This window comes from Micromonospora rosaria (assembly GCF_001567585.1).
In the GTDB taxonomy this organism is placed as follows: Bacteria; Actinomycetota; Actinomycetes; order Mycobacteriales; family Micromonosporaceae; genus Micromonospora; species Micromonospora rosaria.
The window spans coordinates 39,680-47,590 of sequence record NZ_LRQV01000045.1 but is presented as its reverse complement, the minus strand read 5'-3'; the positions used below and the strand labels follow the sequence as shown (position 1 = coordinate 47,590).

The window sequence follows — 7,911 nt, the reverse complement described above, 5'->3', positions numbered from 1 at the left end:
CCCGGCCCCCTTCGACCGGTCCACGCCGGGCAGCCCCCTTCCGCGCAGGTTGGGGGCTTTCCTCGCTTTCCACCCGTGTTGCGAGAATCATTCCCCTATCCTGGGGTCGTCGGCCGGCGTCGCCCGGCCGCCCGCACCACCGTCCCGCGCTGCTCCGCCCGACCGGTGAGCGGCTGATCCACATAGAGCGCGCCCCTTCGTCGCCGGGCCGGCGGTGAGGGGGCGCGCGTTGTCGTCTTCTCCCCGGGCCGCTGCGGCGAATGGTGGCCCCAGCCCCGTTCGCACCCTCCCCACGAGGTAAGAGCAGATTCACCCTGTCCGCACCTAAACGCAGAGATATTTCGGGTTTGGCTACAAGGCGAGGAAAGTTCTCATAGCTTAGGTTTCGGCAGCTACAACCGATTTGTAGCAGGGGACGCCCCGCCTGAGGTGTGGTGACCCTGTCTGGTACGAGGAGAGGGCAGAGAGCTCCGATGTCCAACTACCTAGAGAAGAACGCAACCTCCGACCGGGCCACGGCGGCCACTCGCCGCCGTCGGCTCTGGTGGGTGGGCGGCGTGGCCGGATTGACCGGAATGGTGAGCCTCGCCGCCGTGGGCGTCGCCGGCACCGCCGTGGCGGTCGGGGTGAGCGACCTCAAGCTGGCCGTCGCCCAACAGATCGCCAGCGGCGGCGACCAGGGCCGCGAGGACAACCGATCCGACCAGGACAACCGCTCCGACCAGGACAACCGCAAGGACAACGGCAACGGCAAGGGATCCACCCAGAACAACCGGGAGAACGAGAACCGCCGGGAGAACGAGGACCGCCGGGAGAACGAGGACCGCCGGGACGACAAGCGGGGGAAGGAGGTGCCCTGCAACACGGACAGGCTGATCCAGGCGATCATCTTCGCCAACGACAACCACGGTGGCGACACCGAGCTGCGCCTGGCGAAGGACTGCACCTACACCCTCACCCGCAGCGACCACGGCAACGGTCTGCCGGTGATCACCAACCGGGTGACCCTCACGGGCGAGCACACCACGATCGTCCGGGACGCCACCGCCGACTACTTCCGCATCCTCAACGTCGGCCCCGGCGGGCACCTGACCGTCAAGGGCGTCACCGTCAAGGGCGGCCAGACGCTGCCCTACTGGAACGGCCCGACGCCGCACTCGGTGTGGTCGGCGTACTCGACCTCGACCGAGGTCACCGAGGCGGTCAAGGCCGGCAAGCAGCTCGACAAGGCGCTCGCCACCGAGGGCAAGGCGGCGCTGAAGGCGGCGCCGAAGGTCTCCCCCAAGCCGGGGCTGGCCGCGCCACTGGTGGAGTACCCCGGATGGTTCGACGGGGCCGGCATCCTGGTGCAGCCGGGCGGCAGCGCCGACCTGGTGGACACCAGGATCATCCACAACCAGGCCGGCGGCAACGGCGGCGGCCTGGCGAACTACGGCACCACGCAGGTACGCAAGAGCGAGATCGCCCACAACACGGCGTTCTTCTTCGGCGGTGGCATCTTCAACGCCGGCCTGCTCAAGGTGAACGAGTCGAAGATCAAGGACAACACCGCCATCATCGGCGGTGCCGGCATCTCCAACGGCGCTCCGCGGATCTTCAAGAAGGACATCGACGCCGGGACCGTCATCGTCGACAAGACCGACCTCGTCGACAACGAGACCCTCGGCTTCGGCGGTGGCCTGCTGGACGTCGGCGGCACCACCAACGTCTACAACTCGCACATCGTCTCGAACACCGCGGTGGTCGCCGGCGGTGGCATCGCGACGGCGGACGCCCAGCTCAACCTGCGGCACACCACCGTGGCGCGGAACAGCACCGCGGGCGTCGGCGGCGGCCTCGCCATCACCTTCGGCAGCGCGGCCACCATCGAGAAGAGCGTCATCAAGGAGAACACGGCCGGCTTCTTCGGCGCCGGGCTGTTCAACTCGCACAGCACCACCACGCTGCGCGAGACCGAGGTGCTGGGCAACCGGGCCATCGGCCCGTTCTCGTTCGGCGGCGGCATCTTCAACTGGGACGGTCAGGTCACCCTGACCAAGTCGACGGTCGCCTTCAACTTCGCCACGTTCCCGCCGGGGGGAATCTTCACCAACAACTCCGGCGTGTCCCTGGACGAGAAGACGGCGGTCACCGGCAACCGGCCGACCAACTGCAAGGGCAGCTTCACCACGATCCCGCGCTGCTTCGGCTGACCACGGGGTAACGTGCGGCCGACCACCGGCGGCACGAGGCACGAACCAGGGCCGGCCCCCTTCCGCTCCGCGCGGAAGGGGGCCGGCCCACGGGTACGTCAGCGCTGGACGAAGACCGCCACGCTGCGCGCCGGCACGGTGAACGTGCCCGTGTCCCGGTCGAACGACGCGGTCCGCAGCACCGGGTCCGCCGAGTCCCGCAGCACCGGGTGCAGCGACACGTCCGCCCCGCGCAGCCCGGTCACCCGCTGCGTCGCCGCCCGCCCGGTGGCGTTGAAGACCACGGTCACCGACCGCCACTGGCGGTCCAGCCCCCGGCCGTCCACCGTCATGGTCAGCACGCCCGGCGTCTCCTGCGGACCGGAGAGCGGGAAGGCCACCCGCTGCTGCACCTGGGCGGCGGTGCTCAACCCGAACACCGGCGACGAACGGCGGATCCGCAGCAGCTCGGCGTACCGGGCCCGGGTCAGCTCGACCGCCGCGCAGTCCGGCACCAGCGCCGGGTCGGCCAACAGCGGCTGCGCGTACGGCCACTTGTCCCGGTTGTCCGCCGCCGGGGGCAGGCCGATGCCGAACCCGTTGCCCTGCCGGCAGTCCCACCGGATCTGGTTGAACCAGTCTCCCGAGTTGTACGAGTTGCGGTCCAGCGACTTCGACCGCAGCAGCTCGGTGCCGGTGGTGACGAACCCGGCGCCCTGCCCCATCACCACCGTGCCCAGCGCCAGCACCTGCATCCGCGCCCGGTCGGCCGCCGGGGTGTCCTGCGGCAGCTTGTACGCCAGCGCGTCGTACAGGATCTCGTTGTCGTGCGCGTCGACGTAGGTGACCGCCTCCCCCGGCGCGGCGGTGTACCCGGCCGGCGCGCCGTTGTAGTCGACCTCGCCGCCGGTGACCGACCGGCCGGCCGAGTCGGTGAACCGGTAGTCGCGCAGGTTGCCGGTCAGCCCCACCTTGATCTGGTCGTGGGAGTGCAGCAGCCGGGCCCGCTGCTCCGCCTCGGTGCCGTTGACCGGGTCGCCGTTGGGGTCGGTGAACAGGCCGGAGGCGAAGCCCTGCTGCCGGGGGTTCGGGTCGAACGGGCCGCCGCCCCGGACCGCGTCGCGGAGCCGGTCGTTGAAGGTGCCGATCCCGGTGCCGGCCAGGTTGGCCTGGGTGGCCTGGACGAACCGGGCGTCGTCGGCCACCTCGCCGAAGTTCCAGCCCTCGCCGTAGAGCAGGATGCTACGGCCGTCCACGCCGTCCCGGGCCAGGGTCAGCTTGTCCAGCGCGGCCCGCACGGCCAGGATGTTCGCCTTCGGGTGGTGGCCCATCAGGTCGAACCGGAACCCGTCCACCTTGTAGTGCTTCGCCCAGGTGACCATCGAGTCGACCACCAGCTTGCCCATCATGGCGTGCTCCGGCGCGGTGTTCGCGCAGCAGGTGGAGTTGGCCACCGTGCCGTCGTCGAGTAGCCGGTGGTAGTAGCCGGGCACGATCTGGTCGAGCACCGACGTCGGGTCCGCCCCGGCGGCGGAGGTGTGGTTGTAGACCACGTCCAGCACCACCCGCAGGCCGGCGCCGTTGACCCCGGCGACCATCCGGCGGAACTCGGTGGTGCGGGCCGCCCCGGCCGGGTCGACCGCGTACCCGCCCTCCGGCACGGTGTAGTGCAGCGGGTCGTACCCCCAGTTGTAGCCGTCGGTGTCGGCGACCGCCGCGACGCACTCCTGCTGCCGCGGCGAGTCCGGCGGCAGGGCCGCCAGGTCGCAGTCGGTCCGGCGCTGGTCGGCCCGGCGTTCCGGGATGGTGGCGAAGTCGAACGTGGGCAGCAGGTGCAGGTGGGTGACCCCGGCGTCGCCGAGGCCGCGCAGGTGTGTCATCCCGGTGCTGGCCGGGTCGGTGAAGGCGAGGTAGGTGCCCCGCCGGTCCGCCGGGACGCTGTCGTCGGCGACCGAGAAGTCCCGCACCGACAACTCGCTGATCTGCACCTTCGCCGACGGGACCGCCGCCGGCTTGCGCAGCCCGGCCCAGCCCGCCGGGGCCAGCGCCGGGTCGGCCAGGTCGACGAGCTGGCTGTGCGTGGAGTCCGGGGCCAGGGCCACCGAGTACGGGTCGGTCACCGCCACCGTGGCGAGCCGCTGCGTCGCCGGCTGCCACGCCCGCACCTGGTACCGGTAGTACCGGCCGGTCCAGCTCCGCTCCCCGCGCACCGACCAGACGCCGGTGCGGTCGTCCCGGCGCATCGCCACCGTGCGGGGCTGACCGGTCGGGGTGTCGAAGAGCTGCAGCGCCACCGTCTGCGCGGTGGGCGCCCAGACGGCCAGGCTCGGGCGTCCCCCGGTGAAGGTCGGCCCCAGCTCGGCGGCGGTCGCCGCCCGGTAGACGTCGTCGAGCACGCCGGGGATCTGCACCCCGGTCGCGCCGAGCAGCCGCCCGGTGTGGTCGCGTTCGGTGACCAGGAGCTGCCCGCGCAGCGCCGCCGGGACCGTCGCCAGGTCACCCCGGTCGAGGGTGAACGTCCGGTGCGCCCACAGGTGCGGGAAGGCCGCGCGCTGGGCCTCGGTGAGCCCGTTGCGCTGTGCGGTCAGCGGCAGCGAGGTGTACCGGCCGGACAGCTCCCCGTCAACCACGCTCACCCCGCCGTCGGCGGCGCTGACCAGGGCGTACGTCCGCCCGTCGGTGGCCGGCACCGACCAGGCCACGGTGGACCGGTCGATCCAGTGCGCCCGCTGCCGGGTGATGTCGAGGTCCTGACCCGGGCCGCTCGCGGTGGACGGCAGCACCCGGCCCGGGGTGGCCGCGAGCAGCCACACCTCCCGACCCGCCTCGGCGAAGTCGAGCCGCTGGTCGGTGGGGAGGTCCTTCTCGTCGCCCCGATGAATGATGTACGACAGCCCGGTCGCCCCGTCGGCCAGCGGCACCCGGTACACCGCGCCGAACGAGTCCACCTCGGCCGGCGGCAGCGGCTTCGCCCAGTCCGTCGGCTCGGCCGCGCCGTCCCAGACGTGCAGCCCCCAGCCGTCGTAGTTCCCGTCGGCCCGACGGTGGTGGATCACCGCCGTCGACTCGTCGACCGGTGGGTCCGGTTCACCGGTGGCCGCCTCCCGGCTCGGGTGCACCGTCGGGTCGCCCTGTCTGATCCAGACCTCGCCGGTGCTGGCCACGTCGATGGTGCGGTCGGCGTCGACGTCCTTGTTCCCGTCGGCGTCGACCACCAGGAACCCGACCGACCGCGCGCCCGGCTTAAGCTTCACCCAGGCGAACCGGCCGTACGAGTCGGTGCCGGCGAACGGCTGCCCCTTCGGCCACTCGGTGACGTACCCCGGGTCGATGTCGCCCCAGGCGTACAGGTTCCAGTCGTCGTAGCGGCCGTCGGGGCGCTGGTAGTGCACCACCGCCCAGTCCCGGGACGCGCTGGTGTCGGGGGTGCCGACGGTGGCGCTGGTCCGGGCGGTGGCGGTGCGGCCCCGGCCGTCGCGGACCACCGCCTTGTACTCGATCCGGGTGCCGCCGGGCAGCCCGGTCAGGTCGTGGTGCACGGTGTACGGCGCGCGGTGGGCGCTGCCGAGCAGGGTCCACCGCCCGCCGTCGACCCGGGCGGCGACGGTGACGGTGGCCAGCGGGTCGCCGGCCACCTCGGCGGTGACGGCGGCCCGGGTGGCGACCGGGGCGTCGGCCTGCGGGGCGGTGAGGGTCAGCCGGGGCGTGCCGGCGGGCAGGGCGACCGGTGTACCGGCCCGGTGCACCACCGCCGACAGCGGCGGGACGGTGACGGTGAGCCGGCCGTCCGGCCCGGCGACGGCCGCGCTGCTTGCGCCGTAGATACCGGTGAACCGGGCACCGGGCGACCAGGTGTCCACGGTGACAGTCTGCGGGGTGTCGGCGTTGTTCGCCGCGACGAGGTACTCGGTGCGGGTGCGCGGGTCGAAGCGGGAGAAGGCGAAGACGCCGGGGCCGTCGGCCGCGTACCGGGTGACCTGGACGCCGTCGCGAAGCGCCGGGTGCGCCGCGCGGAGCCGACCCAGCTCGGCGATGGCGCGGTAGAGCGGGTGCCGCCGGTCGAACTGGTCCTCGGCGTGGGTGCGGTCGGTGCCGAGCAGGTCGTCGTCGAGGTAGTCGGGCACCTTCGAGGCGAACATGGTCTGCCGGGAGTCCTTGTCCCCACCGGGGCCGGTGAAGCCCTGCTCGTCGCCGGAGTAGACCACCGGCTGCCCCCGGGTGAGGAACATGAGCTGGTGGGCGAGCTGGTCGCGGCGCAGGTGGCTGGCCGGGTCGGTGCCACCGGAGGCGATGAACGAGCCGATCCGGCCCATGTCGTGGTTGCCGAGGAAGGTGGTCAGCCGCCGGGCGTCGGTGTCCCGGGCGGCGTACAGGTCGTCGCGGGCGTACACGTCGGCGAGGGCCTTCGCGGAGCCGGGGCCGGCGGTGAAGCCCCGGGCCGCCTCCTGGAAGGCGAAGTCCAGGGTGGCCGGCAGCCCGCCCTGCCGCACGTACGTCGAGGTGACCTCGGGGTCAGCGCTGTAGACCTCACCGAACATGAAGAAGTCCGGCTTGCCGGCCCGCTCGGCGGCGCGCTCGACGCCCTGACTGAACTGCGGCCAGAAGTCGAGGTTGACGTGCTTGACGGTGTCCAGCCGGAAGCCGTCCACCCCGGTCTCGGTGACCCAGTCGGCGTAGATCTTCGTCAGCCCGCGCACCACCTCGGGCCGCTCGGTCCACAGGTCGTCCAGGCCGAAGAAGTCGCCGTACTCGCTGTTCTCGCCGACGAAGGTGGAGTCGCCCCGGTTGTGGTACATCGTCGGGTCGTTGAGCCACGCCGGGACCTTGACCTTCGCGTCGGCGGGGGTGGCGAAGGTCGGGGTGTACGGGAAGGAGTCCCGGTTCACCGCCGGGAAGTCCCGGGTACCGTCGGCGTAGTGGCGGTCCTCGAAGGCCCGCCCCTGCGCGTCGGTGTACGGCGCGGTCTTCTTGTCGACGTAGGAGTACCGGTCCTCGGCGTAGGTGATGACGTCGGCGGTGTGGTTGACGATGACGTCGAGGTAGACCTTGATCCCGCGCCGGTGCGCGGCCTTGACCAGCTTCTTCAGCTCCTCGTTAGTGCCGAAGTGCGGGTCGACCTGGGTGAAGTCGGTGATCCAGTAGCCGTGGTAGCCGGCCGAGACGTCGTCCCCGCTGCCCTGCACGGGGCGGTTGGTGAACACCGGGGCGAGCCAGATCGCGGTGGTGCCCATCCCCTCGATGTAGTCGAGGTTGTCGAGCACTCCCTTGAGGTCACCGCCCTGGTAGAAGCCCTTGTCGGTGGGGTCGAGGCCGGTGCGCAGCCGGTCGCCGGTGAGGCCACCGGCGTCGTTGCGCCGGTCGCCGTTGGCGAACCGGTCCGGCAGCAGGAAGTAGAACTGTTCGGCCCTCCCCGCCGGGGCACCGGCGGCGAGCAGGTCCGCCGCCGACGGCTCGGTGCGCCACTGGCGCGCCCCGGCGGCGGCGAGCGGGTCGGTGCCGGGCTCGACCCTGGCCGGCCGCCCGGTCGGCTCGGCGCCGAGCTGGTGGACGACGACCGGGGTACCGACGAGGGCGAGGGTGAGGGTGGAGACCAAGGCGAGCAGCGCTCTGCGCGGCAGCGGCGGGGGTTTCATCGACGGCCTTCCTCTGGTCGCTGATTGGCCCGCACGCTAGCCCTTGCCGAAACATTCTGCAATACCTTGCAAACAGAGCCGCAACAAGGTCATCATCTTGCGCAAGA

The 7,911-nt window shown here is 71.9% G+C and carries 2 protein-coding genes; one reads left to right on the top strand and one right to left on the bottom strand.

Going from position 1 to position 7,911, the window contains the following annotated elements:
- The first annotated feature begins 473 nt into the window (after positions 1-473).
- The gene (locus AWW66_RS14595; RefSeq protein ID WP_067365703.1) at positions 474-2,192 is read left to right on the top strand and encodes a hypothetical protein; all 1,719 of its coding nucleotides are present in this window, start codon (positions 474-476) and stop codon (positions 2,190-2,192) included.
- Positions 2,193-2,290: 98 nt separating this feature from the next.
- Here AWW66_RS14595 and pulA read toward each other — a convergent pair whose 3' ends face one another.
- Positions 2,291-7,804, bottom strand: a complete 5,514-nt coding sequence (gene pulA, locus AWW66_RS14590; RefSeq protein ID WP_067365699.1) for a pullulanase-type alpha-1,6-glucosidase — start codon at positions 7,802-7,804, stop codon at positions 2,291-2,293.
- Positions 7,805-7,911 lie beyond the last annotated feature (107 nt).